The following is a 15905-nucleotide window of genomic DNA, read 5'->3' as shown; positions in this document are numbered from 1 at the left end:
CAGCAACGGATGCCGACACTTGAGTACACGGCCCGGTTAACGAGACAACGCCCCCACCGAGGTGGGGGCGTTGTCGAAGCTCAGTGGGGCGATGAAGCCCGAAGAGCAGTTGCGCTATTTAGAGGGCGCGGATGTTCTCGGCCTGGGGACCCTTGGGGCCCTGGGTTACCTCGAACTCGACCTTCTGGTTCTCGTCGAGCGACTTGTAGCCGTTCGAGGCGATCGCGGAGTAGTGCGCGAACACGTCGGCGCTTCCGTCGTCGGGAGCGATGAAGCCGAAGCCCTTTTCAGCGTTGAACCATTTCACGGTACCTGTTGCCATTATGAAACTCCTCCAGGAGTGTTAGAAAGGCCCCGACTTTCGAGGCCGTTCGTCGCGGTATTCGTCGTCCGCTTCCGAAAGGAATACGCCGCGGCGACCGAGGTCACCACGTTTTAAGACGTGCAAGCACTACAACTACTGCGATAACTCTAGCCCACATCGCCTGGATGCATCCGGAATCTGTGCCGATTCGGTTCCAAAGCGTTACGTTTCGTGCAGGAAATGCTGAAATCCGGGGCAGTGTGCACTACTCAGCGGTGACGAAGTCGATCAACTGCTCGACCCGGCCCAGAAGCTGCGGCTCCAGATCGGCGTAGGTGCGCACCCGGCCGAGGATCCGTTGCCAGGCCCGGGCGATGTCGGCCTGGTCCTCGTGGGGCCAGCCGAGGGCCTCGCAGATGCCGTGTTTCCACTCGATGCTGCGCGCAATGGCGGGCCAGGCGGACAGACCCAGTCGTTCCGGCTTCACCGACTGCCACACGTCGACATACGGATGCCCGACCACCAGCACATTCCGTCCGTGCGGTCCGCGGGCCACGGCCTGCGCGATTCTGCTCTCCTTCGAACCGGTGACGAGGTGGTCGACCAGCACGCCGACTCGCCGGGTCGGTCCAGGCCGGAATTCCTGCAGGAGCGCCTCCAGGTTGTCCACGCCCTCGATGTACTCGACGACGACGCCCTCGATGCGCAGATCGGCACCCCAGACCTTCTCGACCAGTTCGGCGTCGTGCCGGCCCTCGACGAAGATGCGGCTGGCCCTGGCCACGCGAGCCGGGGCATCCGTCACCGCCATCGATCCCGACGCCGTCCGGGCGCGACCCTGGGGCGCGGCACGGGCGGGCACGACGAGCACCACCGGCTCACCGTCGATCAGGAAGCCGCCGCCGAGCGGGAACAGACGCAGCTTGCCGTGACGATCTTCCAGGGTGACGATCTTCTTCTCGACGCGCAGCACGGCTCCGCAGAAGCCGGTCGCGACCTCTTCGACGACCAGATCGTTAACGGCCTCCCGGGTCGGAATGACCTTCCGGCCGGCGTCCCGCCAGCCGGGCGAGAGCACATCCGCGCTGTACCGATCCGATCCGTACCGATCCGAGCCGTACCGATCCGCGCCGTGTGGTTCCTGCATGTGTCGCTCGTCCATTCCTGGCCAACCTCGCTCCTGCGCCGCGCCGACGCCGCAACCGACGCTAGCGGATGCCCGGCGCGATCGAATCGGCGTCGTTCGTCGGTAGTAGCCTGTGAACCATGTGCGGGCGATTCATCATCACGGATACGGCGTCCGACCTCGCCGCAATGTTCGACGTCGAGCATGAGGGTGCCGACCTCCCGGAGCCGTCGTGGAACATCAAGCCCACCGAGCAGATCCCGATCGTGCTCGAGTCGGCGAAGTCAGGGCCGGTCGTCCGGCGGCTCGAATCCGCGCGGTGGTCTCTTGTCCCCTCGTTCGCCACCGAGCTCCAGTCCGGTTTCCCGACATTCAACGCGCGCTCGGAGACGGCGGCGGCCAAGCCGACGTTCGCGCCGTCGGTCGCCTCCCGGCGCGCGCTCGTGCCTGCCACCGGCTACTACGAGTGGCGCACGGCCGGCACCGTGAAGACCCCCTACTTCATCCACTCGGATGATGGCCTGCCGCTGGCCTTCGCCGGCCTGTATTCGTGGTGGCGCAATCCGGCGCTGGCCGACGACGACCCCGCTCGCTGGGTGCTGTCGGCGACGATTCTGACCCAGGAAGCCGAGGGGCCGCTGGCGGCCCTGCACGACCGCATGCCCGTCATCGTCGCCGAGGAATGGTGGGACCAGTGGCTCGACCCGCACACGACTGGTGATCAGGACCTGGTGTACGCGGCCGTGGCCGCCTCCCGGGAAGCGGTCGAGAACCTCCGCTATCACGAAGTGGCTCCGGTGCGTGGCGATGGACCGGAACTGATCGAGCCCGTCGGGGAGCCGTCGACCATCTGACGGGCGAACCGGTACGCTCGATTCATCGGCCCGGCGACCAGTGCGGGCATCGCTCGAAAGGAACGCACCATGAACGCCGTCGCCTTCACCGTCGCAATGGCCATTTTCGTCTTCGGTCTCTGGCTGTTCGGGTTCGCGTTCGAGGTGACGGCCTGGCAGCTGCCGATCTTCCTCAGCGGTATCCTGTGCGTCTCCGTCGCCGTGGCAATCCCCGTGCAGATCCTCCGCGACTAGCCAGAGTTCAGGGCCGGCAGAGCCTTCCGTGCGCGCCACACAGCGAACCGACCCGGTCGCCTTCCACGGCGAGGGCCCGGTCTGGTGCGACGGCTGGGGCGGATTGCGCTGGGTGGACATGTTCGCCGGTGACGTGCTCTCCCTGCAGGGCGACACCGTCAGTCGCCGTCACGTGGGCACGATCGCGGCGGCCCTCCGGCCGCGGAGCTCCGGCGGCGCCGTGATGGCGCTGGAACGCGGTTTCGCACTGGAAGACGCCGCCGGCACGATCACCGTACTCGACCCGCTCTGGGACGACCCCGGGCTGCGGATGAACGACGGCGGTTGCGACCCGGACGGCCGCTTCTACTGCGGCACGATGGCCTACGACCAGGCGCCGGGGGCGGCACTGCTGTACCGACTGGATCCGGAGGGCGCAGTGATGGTCGTTCTGGAGGATCTCACCATTTCGAACGGGCTGGAGTGGAGCCCGGACGGGTCCCTCGCCTACTTCAACGACACACCGACCGGCCGGATCGCCGTGCTGGACTACAGCCCCGAGTCCGGCCTGACCGGGCTGCGTCGCTTCGTGGACATCCCGGCCGAGCACGGATATCCCGACGGCCTGACCGTCGACGCCGAGGGCTTCGTGTGGGTTGCCCTCTACGGCGGTAGTGCCGTGCGCCGGTATTCGCCGGATGGTCGGCTCGACGGCATCGTGAGCGTCGGCGCCACCAATGTGACCGCCTGCACATTCGGTGGTCCGGAGCTCAACCAGCTCTTCATCACCACCACGCGGGAGAACCTCAGACCCGGGCAGGACCCGCTGGCGGGGTCTTTGTTCGTGGCCGAGGTCGGCGTGTCCGGCCGCCCGGTCCGAGAATTCGCAGGCTGATCAGCGCAACAAACCGGTTTGCCCTCGGACTCACCACGACCTTCAGGCGAGATGCCAGCCAGGGTCGGTAGTGTGTTTCTCGACTGGCCGGCTGTTCCACTGCCGGCCGCACCAACGCTGAAAGAGATTGCTGGATGTCAGAGAGCCCGGCCGCGGCGTCCCCCTACGAGGTGCTCGGTGTCAGCCCGTCGGCAAGCGACGACGAACTCCGCCGCGCCTACCGTCGACTGCTTCGCCACACGCATCCGGATGTCGGCGGAGACGCCGCCGCCTTCCACGCCGTGCAGATCGCGTGGGAACGCATCGGAAGTCCGGGGAGCCGAGCCGACTATGACCGCCGCCGATACCCGGACTCTGCTGCCGAGCCGGTGCGTACCGCCTACGCCTCGGGCACCGGGCGGAACCCGGCGACCCAGGCCGGTCCCCGCGCACGAATGTACGGCCATCCGGGCGGCGAGGCACGACAGCGCTACCTGGACCTCCTGCGGGAGTGGGTCGGGCGGGGACGCACCATCGACGACCCGTACGAGCCCGGGCTGATTCGGTCCGCGCCCCGGGAGATCCGGCACTGGCTGGCGAAGGCATTGGCAGAGGAGTCGACGGCGCAACTCGTGTCGGGCCTCGGGATCGGTTTCACGGCCTGGCACGACGTGGTGGCAGGTGCTCACGGGGCGAAAGTGGACCACGTCGTGCTCGGACCGGCGGGACTGTTCGCGGTCCTCTCCGAGGATTGGGGCGGAGCGGTCGAGCTCCGCCGTGGGGAACTCGTGGGTGAGGCCCTCGGGCCGGACGACCGTCCCGTCGAAGACGTCGAAGTCGCCGTGCGGGCCCTCGCGAAGTCGATCCGCATCCGGTTCACGGCGGCGCTGATCGTGCTTCCCGACGACGCCGTGACGGAGCCGCTGACCGTTCCCGGCCGCGGCCGTCGCCCGACGGTGATCATCCTGCCTCGGTCGCGCCTGATCGGAGTGCTCCGCAGCGGGCTGCCGGGGATGGACCGCGGCAGTTTCGAGAAGGTGTTCGAGGTGCGCAGCCGCCTGCAGGACGGGATCCGGTTCACGTCCGACTAGAGTGCCGCCGGGTGCACGGTTGGCGTCAGCCCAGGCTCAGCTTGTCGACCCAGTGGCGGAGGAACTTCGCGCCGGCCGCATCGTGGATGAGGTCACCCTCGACGATCACAGGGTAGGGGCGGTCGAGGATGCCGTCGGACGGCCGCACGTCCACGTGGGCCACGTCGTACCCGGCAGTGTGCAGATGGTCCGCCATCAGGTAGTCGCTGCGGGAGTCCCCGACCGAGCGCCAGACCTGGGGGAGCGAACCCGACTCGGAGAAGAAGGCCAGGGCGCGCTCCGCACCGCGGTCCTTGTCGAGGGTGACCGACTCGATGTCGGTCGAGATGATCGTCGGGTCGATCCGGAACCCTACGGCTCCGTCGGCATCCGGAACGATGCGATCGCCGAAACGGATGCCCAACCCCAGTCCCACAAGAACCGAGAACGCGGCCTCGTTGAACTCGGCCGCGGCCGCCTGGTAGCTTGCGTCGTCCGCATCCGTGCGCTGCTCGACGGAGACCATGGCCTGCTTCGTCTCATCGAAGAACATCGTCGCGGAGAACCGGTCCGCGACAAGGGAGCGCAGCAGATCGACGGCGGCGCCCGGAAGGGCCACGCTCTCGTCGATGACAACGTCGCCCATGCCCTCGGCCGTGATCGGGAACCAGACGGCGCCCTTCTCGCAGACGCCGTACATCCGCATCGAATCGGGGAGGCCGACCGCCCGCAGCGGGGCCACCACCTGTTCGCGGATGAAGGCCGACGACCGCCCGGTGATGAAGGCGATGGGAACGTTGGCGCCGGCCAGCCGGATCAGGTCCGTGATGATGCTGGGCGTGGCGATGGTGCGGGTGACCGGGCTGGCGATCGGCCCGTCCACGTCGAGGAGCAGGCCGAGGGGGGAGTCGATATCGCGCATGCTTCAGTCTTTCACGGGCGGCCATTCCTGCGGGCCGGACTGCGCGGTGCCGGGTGCCGGGATCAGCGGGTCTCGACCGCGACCGTGCCGTTCGTGGTGACCGCAGTGATGGAACGCCGGGCGGAGGGGTCGGTGGGCACGGAGGCGCTGTCGACCCCGCCGTTGGTCGTGCGGGCGTCCACCCGGTACGGCTCCCCGTCATCAGGCACCCGCACGACGACCCTGCCGTTCGTACTCCGGGCGTCGACGTCGGACGGCGGGTCGATGAAATCGAGTTCGACGCTGCCGTTCGTGGTGGCCGCCGAAACGCGCCCCGACGACGAGCCCCGCACGTCGATGCCGCCGTTGGTGGTGCGCAGATCAAGGTCCCCGCGGCTGCCGTCCGTCTGAATCCGGCCGTTGGTCGTTGCCAGGTCGAGGGACCCGGTCAGGCCTGTCGTCGACAGGCGCCCGTTCTGGGCCAGGACGGTCACGGGCACATCCGCGGGAAGTCGAATCGCAAGGTCGACCGAGCAGAAACCGAACCACTGCGTGGGGCAGCCTCCCGAGATGGTGGTGACGTCCCCCGATGTGCTCACCCGCAATTTCGGTGCCTTTCCGAGGTAGGTGCCCCGGGCGTCGACGTACACCTGGCCGTCGGTGCTGGGTGACAACGTCACCGAGGCGTTCGGCACCGTGGCCAGAACCTGGCTCCCGGCGTCGACGCTCGCCCGATCCGTGTAGGAACCACCGAGACTGGCGCCGCGAAGCACCGACCCGATCAGGATCAGCCCCACCACAGTCACCACGCCTCCGAGGACAAGAGCCACGATGAGCGCGGTCCGGGCGCCCGGAGACAGCCCCGCACGGGACGATTGAGGGGGAGGGGGAGTCCGGCTCATTCGCAGTCCTCCTGGCATTCGAGCGGCCGAGTGCGCGCTGTTGCCCTCGAGAGTACCCTCGACCGGCGCGGGAGCATCTACTCTGGATTGAGATGATTACGCGACGAATGGCTGCACTGCGCCTTGATATCCCGCTCGAAATGGCGCAGCGCCACAACCTTCCCACCCGGATGTCGGAGGCCGAGCTGGCTGAGATCGAGCGCAACCCGCCGGCGTGGCTCGTGCAGTCCCGGGCCAATCGCACCGGCAAGAAGCCGGTCTGGGTGGAGCTCCGCTGCGATGTCTGCGGGTTCACCGAGGCTGCCCGGCCCAAGAAGTGGTGGCCCGCTTTCACGTACCTGACCTGCGACTATCACGGTTCCGAGGAGCTCCCGGATGCCGAGGCCGGTCTGAGTCGCACCGAAGTCGACGGCATCGGCAACGCCTTCATCGGGATCGTCGACGAAGCCCCCTAGGCCCACCGTCTCACCAATTCGACGGAGATTCTGGCTCAACTACCCGTTTTTGATCCCAAAAGCGGTGTCTGGAGCAGAATCTCCGTCGAATTCGTTGGGGGCGGTGTCGCGGCCTAGATGAAGAGCGTCGTCGTCGACTCCGCTGCTTCACCGAGGAAGGTGGCCACTCCGCCGAGCTCCACGCCCTCCATCAGATCCGTTTCGGCGATGCCGAGCAGGTCCATCGTCATCGTGCAGGCGATGAGGCGGGCCCCGCCGGTCTGGGCCGATGTGATCAGTTCCGGCAGGGAGGCAACCGAGTTGTCCTTCATGACCTTCTTGATCAGCGCCGCCCCGGCCCCGAGCATGTTCATCTGCGACAACGGCATGCTGCCCGCACCCGAGGGCATCATGGTGGCGAACATCTTGTCGATCGCCTTGCGCTCCCGCTTGGGCGGGTTTGAGCGCCGCAGCGAGTTGAGCCCCCAGAAGGTGAAGAACATCGAGACCTCGTCGCCCATGGCGATGGCGCCGTTGGCGATGATGAATGCAGCGAGCACCTTGTCCAGGTCACCCGAGAAGATGACGAACGAGGTCTTCCCCGGTTTGGTCACCGCCGGTCCGGCCGCCGACTGCAGGGTAGGGGCAATCACGCCGCCCTTCCGCATGGTGGCGACGTAGCCGGGGCCTTCCGGTGCGATGGCCAGCAACTGGTGGCCGTTGCGCCGGGCCCAGGCCGGGGCGTCGTTGGCGAAGCCGGGGTCGGAGACGTGCACGACGATCTCATCACCGGGGGTCAGCGTCCGCATGTTCTCGGTCAGCTTCATGATCGGGCCGGGGCAGGCCAGACCCGAGCAGTCGAGATCGACCCGCACACCCGTGCCCTGGGTGAGGGCCGCGCTCTTCGCCGCGGCCGCCTTGATGTCGACCGCCTCCGCGTACATGGTCATCGGCAGCGGCGGTTCGTCGCTGTCCGGCTTGACCTCGTGCCAGGAGCGGAAGGTGTCCGAACCGCCCGACAGGGTGGCGACATCCGTGAAACCGCGCTGAACGAGTGCCCGATAGCCCAGGTAGCTGCGGAAGCCGACCGCGCAGTAGAGACGAACGGGCACGGACGGGTCCCAGTCTGCTGACGCCTCGCGGATGGTGCCCAACGGCACGTTCTCGGCCCCGGGCAGGTGCCAGATGGAGAACTCTTCGGGCGTGCGCACGTCGACCAGGCGAGCGCCGGCCGTTGTTGCCGGGTAGTCCTGCGCGTACCAGAGGGTGAGGTCGCCGCGGAGAACATTGCTGGCGACGAAGCCGGCCATGTTGATGGGGTCCTTGGCGGAACCGAACGGCGGAGCATACGCGAGCTCGAGTTCCTCGAGGTCGTAGACGGTCATTCCGGCCCGCAGGGCCGTGGCCATCACGTCGAGGCGCTTGTCGACGCCGTCGAAACCAGCGGCCTGCGCGCCGAGGATGCGGCCGGTATCGGGTGCGAAGAGCACCTTCAACTGCATCATGGCGGTTCCCGGGTAGTACCCGGCGTGCCCGGACGGGTGCACGTGCACGGCCCGGTACGGCAGCCCGGCCGCGAGCAGCTGGCGCTCGGTCGCACCGGTGCCGCCGGCGACCATGTCGAAGATCTTCACGATCGACGTTCCCTGGGTTGACTTGTACTCGGTGGTGCGACCGCAGATGTTCTCCGCCGCAACGCGGGCTTCGCGGTTGGCCGGGCCGGCCAGGGGTGCCAGCCACAGACCGGGGAGCACCGTGTGCGGGGTCTCCACCGAGTCACCGGCCGCCCAGATGTGCGGGTCGGAGGTCTGCATGTGGGTGTCGACCGTGATTCCGCCGCGCGGTCCGATTTCCAGCCCGGCGTCCCGGGCCAGGCTCGTGTTGGGGCGCACTCCGGCGGACAGGATGACGAGGTCGGCTTCCAGCACGGTCCCGTCGGTCAGCTCGACGTTCAGCCCGCCGCCCTTCCGGGCCGTGAAGGCTGCTGCGGCGGTGGAGAGGTGCAGGGAGATTCCCCGGCTGCGGAGATGTTGCTCCACGGGGACGGACAGCTCGTGGTCGAGCGGCGGCAGGATCTGGTCGCTCATCTCGACGACGTCCACGAGCGCGCCGCGGTGTTTGAGGTTCTCCGCCATTTCCAGGCCGATGTAGCCGGCTCCGATCACGACGGTTCGGACGGGTCCGCGGGCGCCCGTGGCGGCCTGGGTGAGTGCGGCATCCAGCTGAGCTTTAATGGAATCCATGTCGCCGATTCGACGCAGAACGTGCACTCCGGCCAGGTCGATGCCCGGCAGCGGCGGGCGCAACGGCTCGGCACCGGGGCATAATGCCAGGGCATCGTAATTCTCGACGTATTCCCGACCGCTGTCGACCTCGCGGATCGTGACGGTGCGAGCAGCCCGGTCGATCCCGGTGACCTCATGGCCGACGCGCACATCAATGTCGAGGGATTCACGCAGGCTCTCCGGAGTCTGTAGAAGAAGTCGGCTGCGATCTGCGATCACCTCGCCAACATGGTACGGCAGGCCGCAATTGGCGAACGAGACGTGGTGGCCACGTTCCAGAACTATGATTTCAGCGAATTCATCCAGACGACGGGCCCGGGCGGCGACGGATGCGCCGGCTGCGACTCCGCCAACGACGACGATTTTCATGGAGGTGCCTTTCGGTTGGCCGGGACAGCGTTCAGGCCAACCCGGCAGATACCCCTATGGGTATGCGGGGCATTCATTCGAGCGTACACCTCACGAGGTGCCTACCGTGCACGCGTGAGGGGGGAGGTCAGCCGGCGCGGGGTGGAGTAATTTGGCCGTAGCCACTCGCAGACCGGAGGACGCCAGACCATGCTTCGTACCCTCGGCGTCTTCGTCGCCCGCCACCGGTTCGCCTCGCTCCTGGTCTGGGCCTTCACGATCGCCGCGTGCGTGGCGACGGCGCTGTTCGGGGTGACCGGGGAGAGCCTGTTCCAGCGACTCTCCAGCGCCGGACCCACCGTGGCTGGGGAGGCGAGCGAGGCCGCCGACCTGCTGGCGGGCGACGACGGGACGGACACGGAGTCGTTGTCCCTGCTCATCCACGGGGTCGACCTGTCTACTCCGGAACTGGCCACAATCCTCACCGCTGCCACGACCGACGTGGCCGATATCGACGGGGTCACCGGCGTCGTCAATCCACTCGCCGTCCCGCCGCTCCCGGACGGCTCGCCGAACCCGGCCGCGGTTCCTCTTCTGGCGCCCGACGGCACCGGGCTGCTGCTGAGCGTTCAGATGGAGGCGCCCGACGGGGATCTGAGCGATGATCTGCTGACTGAGGTGGAGGATCGGCTGGCCGGTGCAGCCGACCAGGTGCTGCAGTTCGAGCCGGACGCCACTGTGGAGGTCGGTGGAACCCCGCTCCTGGTGGAATCCCTGGTGGCCGTCGCCGAGGCGGACCTGCAGAAGGGCGAGCTGATCGCGTTGCCGATCGCCCTGCTCGTGATGCTGCTCATCTTCGGTGGTTTCCTGGCGGCCGGCATTCCCCTGATCGGGGCGCTGGCGTCGATCGCCGGGGCTCTCGGGGCCCTCTACGCGTTCAGCTATCTGATGGAGATCGACACCACGGTGCTCAATGTCATCACCGTGATCGGGCTGGGACTCTCCATCGACTACGGACTGCTGATCGTCAGCCGGTTCCGGGAGGAGTTCCGGAGCCTCGTGGACCGGGTCGGCGAGCGCGACACTCCGGCGGAACGGCAGGAGACGATGCTGCAGGCCGTCGGCATCACAGTCGACACGGCCGGTCGCACGGTGCTCTACTCGGGACTGACCTTCGCCATCGCGACAGCAGGTCTGCTTGTCTTCGAACCGACGATCATCCGTGCCATCGCCATCGGCGCCGTCTCCGTGGTCCTGATCGCGATCCTGACGGCGCTGGTTCTCATTCCGGCTCTGCTCGGATATTCCGGCGAGCGGCTCTTGCGGCCGGGCCTGCTGACCCGACTCCCCGGGCTCGGGGCCATCCTGACCCGCTTCGGCGACGTCGCTCCGCGGGAAGGCGTCTTCTCCAAACTGACCCGCCACGTGCAACGGGCGCCCGTGCTGGTATCGCTGGGCGGAATCGCCCTGCTCCTCCTGCTCGGCAGCCCGACGCTGAACATCAACGTTTCCAGCGGCGGCACCGGAGCCATCCCGAAGGCCTCAACCCAGTACGGGTTCGTCACGGCGCTGAACGACCAGTTTCCCCTCGCCACGGCCCCGCTGGTGCAACTCGTCTCGGACACCGACGAGGAATCCGCCGCGGCCTGGGCCGCGGAGGTGGCGACGCTGCCGAACGTCTCGGCCGCGACACCGCCGGTCGACGTGAACGGGTACTGGGTGTCCCGCGTCGAGGTGGATCAGAACGAGGGCCCGGCTGTTGTCCGGGAAATCCGTGACGACCGCCCCGACTTTTTGCACTGGGTCGGTGGCACGGATGCCGCATCGGTCGACTACGTCGACTCGCTGGTTGCCGGCGCACCCTGGGCTGCCCTCATCATCGCCGGCGCCACGTTCCTGCTGCTCTTCCTGATGACCGGTTCCGTGGTCATCCCGCTCACCGCCCTCATGATCAGTGTGATCTCGCTCGGCGCCGCCGTGGGAATCCTGGTCTGGGGCTTTCAGGAGGGCAATCTTGCCGGGCTGCTCGACTTCGACGCCGACACGATCGCCGGGGTGGACCCGCTGGTCCTGACCCTCGTGCTCACTTTCGGGTTCGGCCTGGCCATGGACTACGAGATGTTCCTGCTCGCCCGGATCAAGGAGCACCACGAGCAGGGCGAGAGCACGCGGCTCGCGATCGAGACGGGCCTGCAGAGCTCGGGAAGGATCATTTCCTCCGCGGCCCTGATCATCGTGATCGTCTTCGCCGGGTTCGCCACCGGCAACCTGTTGCAGATGAAACAGATCGGCGTGGCCCTGGCCGTGGCCGTTCTGCTGGATGCGACCCTTGTGCGCACCATCGTGGTGCCCGCCGTGATGACCGCGCTCGAGAAGGTCCTCTGGTGGGCGCCCAGGTGGATGCATCCGATCCACGCCCGCTTCGGGATGCGGGAGTAAGGGGCTACGCCGGGGGCGCCGGTTGCACCTGCCCGGTCGGCAGGGTCGCCTCATCGAGGTCGTCGTGGTGGATCCGGTCGGCCAGCCTGCCCAGCGGCTCGCCGCTGCCGCCCCACTGCTTCGCAATGATCTCCGCGGCGATGGACACCGCCGTTTCCTCCGGAGTGCGGGAACCGAGGTCCAGCCCGATCGGGCTGTGCAACCTCGCCAGATCGGCCTCGGTCAGACCGGACTCGCGCAGCCGGCGCAGCCGGTCATCGTGGGTGCGCCGCGAACCCATGGCACCGATATAGGCGAACGGACCACGGGTCAGAGCCACCTCGAGCAGAGGCACATCGAATTTCGGGTCGTGGGTGAGCACGCAGACGACGGTTCGCTCGTCCACCAGTCCGGCCGCGACCTGCTCCGCCAGATAGCGGTGCGGCCACCCGACGATGACCTCATCGGCTTCGGGGAACCGGGCCGGAGTGGCGAAGACCTCCCGGGCGTCGCACACCGTGACGCGATAGCCGAGGAAGGAAGCCAGCCGGGCCAGGGCGGCGGCGAAATCGATGGCGCCGAACACCAGCATCCGGGGGCGCGGGGCGTAGCTGTTGACGAAGACCCGCATCCCCTCGCCGCGTCGCTCTCCGTCCGGGCCGTAGGTGAGGGTGCCGTTGCGCCCGGCGGCGAGCAGACCGCGGGCATCGTCGCCGATGGCCCGGTTGGCCCGTTCGGAGCCCAGATCGCCGTCGGAGCCCTTCGGTCGGATGATCAGGTGCCGGCCCAGCCGATGGGGATCGGGGTGCTCGATCACGGTCGCGACCGCGACGGGAACCGAATCGGCGATGTCCTTCTCCACGCCGGCCAGCTCCGGGAAGCTCCCGCTGCTGATCGGCTCGACGAAGACGTCGAGGATGCCGCCGCAGGTCAACCCCACGGAGAAGGCGTCATCGTCGCTGATGCCGTAGCGCACGAGCACCGGCCGCCCGTCCTCGATGACCTGAGTCGCGAGATCGTAGACGGCGCCTTCCACGCATCCGCCGGAGACCGAGCCGACCACTGTCCCGTCCGCGGTGACCAGCATCGATGCTCCCGCCGGCCTGGGCGCGGACTGAAAGGTGCGCACGACGGTGGCCAGGCCGGCGACTCCGCCGGTCTGCCATCCCGTCAGCAACGGATTCAGAACCTCACGCACAGGTGGTGACCTTTCCGGTTTCGCTCATGCGCGTTTACCGCCCGCCCGCGCGGCGCCCGATGCGATAGGCGACGAACGCGACCGCGGCGATGACGCCGAGAAGTTTGGGCAGGCTGCTGAGCTGGTCCAGGACGATACCCCGGGCCAGATCGAGGGCGTTCAGGCTGGATTCGGCTGCCGGCTGCGGTGGGCGGGACGCCGGCGCCGGCCCGCCCGACGTCGGTGCGGCGGTCGGGGGTGCCGCCGCGGACTGCGCCCGGGCGGACCCGGTCTCGGCGATCGTCTCGTCGGCCGGTTCTGCCTCCGAGTCTGATGCCGGCCCCGCGACCATGGCCTGCAGATTCTCGGCGAACAGGGTCATCATCTGGTCGGTCACACTGCCGATGATGCTGCGCCCCATCGCGGCGACCTTGCCGGAGAGAGCGACGTCGGCGCTGACCGTGCCCTGGGTCTGGCCATCCATCTCGACGAGCGTCAGGGTGGCCGTGCCCTGCGCGGTGCCCTGACCGCGGGTCTCCTGCGCGCGTCCCTCGAACACGGCCCGATGACCGGAGGCATCACGTTCGAGTACCGTCATCTGTCCTCTGTACTGCATGGTCACCGGACCCAGCTTCACTTTCATTCCGACCTGATAGGCGTCGTCCGAAAGCTTGTTCAGCACCTGTGCCCCCGGCACACAGCCGGCGACACGTTCGAAGTCCATCAGAGTCTTCCACACCTCGTCGATCGGTGCGACGACAGAGAACGTGCTGTTGATGTCCATTATCGGGTCCTCGTATTCTCGTGTGTGTCCGAACGGCCGGCGCGAATCGCCGCCGCCACTTCTGTCAGGGCCGCGTAACTGTGCCCGCTGACGAACGCGTCCAGAAAGGGCAGCGCCGCCTGCATCCCGCCCACCACAGGCTGGTAGTCCAGGGCGACCTTCCTCGGGTTGACCCAGACGATGCGGTAGGCCAGGCGCCGCAGCCGCGCCATCTGAGTGCGCACGGTTTCCGGGTCGTCGAGGGCCCAGCCGTCGGAGATGATCACGATGACGGCGCCCCGGGCGAGACCACGCCGGCCCCAGGCATCCACGAAATGACGGATGCTCTCCGCCAGGCGTGTCCCGCCCGCCCAGTCCTCCGTGCTGGCGGCGGCCCGGGCCAGGGCCTGGTCCGGGTCGCGAACCGCGAGCTGTCGGGTCAGCCGGGTCAGTCCGGTCGAGAAGATGAACGCCTCCGCCTGGGCCCCGGCGACAGCGCCCTGCAGGAGCGACAGGAACACCCGCGTGTACGGCTCCATCGACCCGGACACGTCACACAGCAGGACCAGTCGGCGGAGTCGCCGGCGCCGGCGCGCGAAGACCAGGCGCACGGGCTCTCCGCCGGTGCGCTGCGCCGCCCTGACCGTTCGGCGCAGGTCCAACTGCGGGGTGCTCCGGGAGGTCATTCTGGTGCGGCGGCTGACCCGTTCCGGCGTGGCGAGATGGATCCGGCGCACCAGTTGGCGCATCCGGGCGACCTCGTCCGGGGCCAGGTCGGCGAAAGACATCTGATGCAGGCGTTCTTCGGCGGCCGCCGTCATCAGGATGGACTCCCGCTCCGGGCCCTCGTCGTCGGCCGAACCGGTCCCGCCGGGGGCCAGGGCGGGCGGTGTGGGCACCAGTGCTTGTTCCGCCGAGCTCGCCGGTCGCTGATCGGCCGGGGTGGGGCGGGTACGCGGCTCGGAACCGATCGAGGGCGGGGCGTTCTGGTCGCCGCGGAGGTCGGCCGGGTCGAGGGAGCCGCCGAACACGGCGTCGAAGACAGCGTCGAACACGGGCAGGTGCTCCCGGTTCGACACGAGCACCACCCGGCACGTCCAGTACAGCGGATCGCGGCCGAGCGGCGGAACCAGCCGGAGGGCCTCCGCCAGCCGGGCAGCGTGGTCGGTCGAGCTCGGCACCCCCGCCCGGCGCAGGGCCGTGGTGAACCCGACAGCCAGGGCCGCGGGCTCCACACTGGTCCGGCCGCCGGACGTCCGGCAGGCGTTCCGGATGCCCGAGGGTGTGAGTTCAGGCATGATCGCCCCCGACCAGCCACCCTGCGCCCCGGCCGACGGCGAGGTCGAGGTCGTCCCGGTTCTTCACGACCGACCCCCAGGTGCGGTCAGCGCCGCCGGCGTCGAGCTGGTCGACCCCGAGCACCGTCAGGGCCGACACCCAGTCGATGGCCTCGGCGATCCCGGGCGGCTTGGCCAGGTCCAGCGAGCGCAGCCGGGTGATCGCCGTCGCCGCCTGCAGCGCGATCGGTGCGGCGCTGTCCGGCACCCGCCGGCGCACGATCTCGGCGATCCGCTGCGGTGTCGGGTAGTCGATCCAGTGGTACAGGCATCGGCGGGTCAGGGCGTCGTGCAGGTCGCGGGTGCGGTTGGAGGTCAGGATCACGATCGGCGGATGCGTTGCCCGCACCGTGCCCAGCTCAGGGATCGTCACCGCCGCCTCGGCCAGCAGTTCGAAGGTGAAGGCCTCGAATTCGGCATCCGCCCGGTCGATCTCGTCGAGGAGGAGCACCGCCGGACGCGGACCGTGGTGCTCGATCGCCTGCAGCAGGGGGCGGCGCAGCAGGTAGTCGGGACCGAACAGTTCCGTCTCGGGCAGGTCGGTATGCCGGGCCTCGGCCAGCCTGATGCCCAGAAGCTGGCGGGGGTAGTTCCACTCGTAGAGTGCTTCGCCGGCGTCGATGCCCTCATAGCACTGCAGCCGGAACAGGGGCGTGTCCAGCACCCGGGCCAGCGCCTTGGCAGCCTCGGTCTTGCCGACGCCCGGCTCGCCCTCCAGCAGGATGGGCTGCGGTAGTCGCACCGCCAGGAAGAGCGCGGTGGCCAGTCCATCGTCGGCGAGATAGTCCACCTCGTCCAGGGCGCCCCGAAGGGCAGGGACATCGGGGAGTAACCGGCGAACGTCGTCTTCGGCTCCCGGTCGAGCCCGGCCGGTCATCGTGTTTGTCCCCACTGTCCGG

Annotated in this window: 15 protein-coding genes; 6 read left to right on the top strand and 9 right to left on the bottom strand. The window is 68.4% G+C overall.

Annotated features, from left to right (window positions below; translation table 11 throughout):
- Window positions 1-118 precede the first annotated feature (118 nt).
- Together cspE and E3T49_RS03400 are read right to left on the bottom strand one after the other, a co-directional pair.
- Window positions 119-322 (bottom strand): transcription antiterminator/RNA stability regulator CspE, encoded by a 204-nt coding sequence (cspE, locus tag E3T49_RS03405; protein ID WP_035840308.1) that lies wholly within the window; start codon window positions 320-322, stop codon window positions 119-121.
- 247 nt (window positions 323-569) lie between these two features.
- Window positions 570-1451, bottom strand: a complete 882-nt coding sequence (locus E3T49_RS03400) for a DUF3097 domain-containing protein (RefSeq protein ID WP_134423471.1) — start codon at window positions 1449-1451, stop codon at window positions 570-572.
- Between the two features lie 119 nt (window positions 1452-1570).
- Between E3T49_RS03400 and E3T49_RS03395 the strand changes: the two genes are divergently transcribed.
- The 4 genes from E3T49_RS03395 to E3T49_RS03385 all read left to right on the top strand — a co-directional run bounded on the left by E3T49_RS03395 (window position 1571) and on the right by E3T49_RS03385 (window position 4462).
- On the top strand, window positions 1571-2284 hold the full coding sequence (locus E3T49_RS03395; protein ID WP_134423470.1) for an SOS response-associated peptidase: 714 nt from the start codon (window positions 1571-1573) through the stop codon (window positions 2282-2284).
- A gap of 69 nt (window positions 2285-2353) precedes the next feature.
- Window positions 2354-2518 carry a hypothetical protein gene (locus E3T49_RS16090; RefSeq protein ID WP_166785455.1) on the top strand — a complete coding sequence of 55 codons (165 nt, stop codon included), beginning with the start codon at window positions 2354-2356 and terminating at the stop codon, window positions 2516-2518.
- A 28-nt stretch (window positions 2519-2546) separates the two neighbouring features.
- The gene (locus E3T49_RS03390; RefSeq protein ID WP_134423469.1) at window positions 2547-3392 is read left to right on the top strand and encodes an SMP-30/gluconolactonase/LRE family protein; all 846 of its coding nucleotides are present in this window, start codon (window positions 2547-2549) and stop codon (window positions 3390-3392) included.
- 134 nt (window positions 3393-3526) lie between these two features.
- On the top strand, window positions 3527-4462 hold the full coding sequence (locus E3T49_RS03385; RefSeq protein WP_134423468.1) for a J domain-containing protein: 936 nt from the start codon (window positions 3527-3529) through the stop codon (window positions 4460-4462).
- 25 nt (window positions 4463-4487) lie between these two features.
- Here E3T49_RS03385 and E3T49_RS03380 read toward each other — a convergent pair whose 3' ends face one another.
- A complete protein-coding gene (locus tag E3T49_RS03380; RefSeq protein WP_134423467.1) occupies window positions 4488-5363 on the bottom strand; it encodes a Cof-type HAD-IIB family hydrolase in 876 nt (291 codons plus the stop codon).
- A gap of 62 nt (window positions 5364-5425) precedes the next feature.
- Window positions 5426-6244: a DUF4097 family beta strand repeat-containing protein gene (locus E3T49_RS03375; protein ID WP_206750818.1), complete on the bottom strand. Its 819-nt coding sequence runs from the start codon at window positions 6242-6244 to the stop codon at window positions 5426-5428.
- Window positions 6245-6336: 92 nt separating this feature from the next.
- Here E3T49_RS03375 and E3T49_RS03370 point away from each other — a divergent pair, with 92 nt between their 5' ends.
- Window positions 6337-6699 carry a hypothetical protein gene (locus tag E3T49_RS03370; protein ID WP_134423464.1) on the top strand — a complete coding sequence of 121 codons (363 nt, stop codon included), beginning with the start codon at window positions 6337-6339 and terminating at the stop codon, window positions 6697-6699.
- 113 nt (window positions 6700-6812) lie between these two features.
- Here the strand turns inward: E3T49_RS03370 and E3T49_RS03365 are convergent, their stop codons facing one another.
- A complete protein-coding gene (locus E3T49_RS03365) occupies window positions 6813-9332 on the bottom strand; it encodes an FAD-dependent oxidoreductase (RefSeq protein WP_134423462.1) in 2520 nt (839 codons plus the stop codon).
- Between the two features lie 189 nt (window positions 9333-9521).
- On the opposite strand from E3T49_RS03365, the gene E3T49_RS03360 reads away from it, so the two are divergent.
- Window positions 9522-11750 (top strand): MMPL family transporter, encoded by a 2229-nt coding sequence (locus E3T49_RS03360; RefSeq protein WP_134423460.1) that lies wholly within the window; start codon window positions 9522-9524, stop codon window positions 11748-11750.
- 4 nt (window positions 11751-11754) lie between these two features.
- Here E3T49_RS03360 and E3T49_RS03355 read toward each other — a convergent pair whose 3' ends face one another.
- Genes E3T49_RS03355 through E3T49_RS03340 form a run of 4 tightly spaced genes read right to left on the bottom strand, consistent with a single transcriptional unit; the run spans window position 11755 to window position 15883 of the window.
- Window positions 11755-12927: an XdhC family protein gene (locus E3T49_RS03355; RefSeq protein WP_134423458.1), complete on the bottom strand. Its 1173-nt coding sequence runs from the start codon at window positions 12925-12927 to the stop codon at window positions 11755-11757.
- 34 nt (window positions 12928-12961) lie between these two features.
- Window positions 12962-13690, bottom strand: coding sequence for an SRPBCC family protein (locus E3T49_RS03350; RefSeq protein ID WP_134423456.1), 729 nt, complete (start codon window positions 13688-13690; stop codon window positions 12962-12964).
- Window positions 13690-14967, bottom strand: a complete 1278-nt coding sequence (locus E3T49_RS03345; protein WP_134423454.1) for a vWA domain-containing protein — start codon at window positions 14965-14967, stop codon at window positions 13690-13692. Before E3T49_RS03345 ends, E3T49_RS03350 begins: the two co-directional genes overlap by 1 nt.
- Complete coding sequence (locus E3T49_RS03340) at window positions 14960-15883, bottom strand: AAA family ATPase (protein WP_134423452.1); 924 nt, start codon at window positions 15881-15883, stop codon at window positions 14960-14962. Before E3T49_RS03340 ends, E3T49_RS03345 begins: the two co-directional genes overlap by 8 nt.
- Between the last annotated feature and the right edge of the window lie 22 nt (window positions 15884-15905).

It is taken from the genome of Cryobacterium cryoconiti, from assembly GCF_004403065.1.
In the GTDB taxonomy this organism is placed as follows: domain Bacteria; phylum Actinomycetota; class Actinomycetes; order Actinomycetales; family Microbacteriaceae; genus Cryobacterium; species Cryobacterium cryoconiti.
The sequence above is the reverse complement of the archived record's forward strand: the minus strand, read 5'-3'. Positions and strand labels throughout refer to the sequence as shown.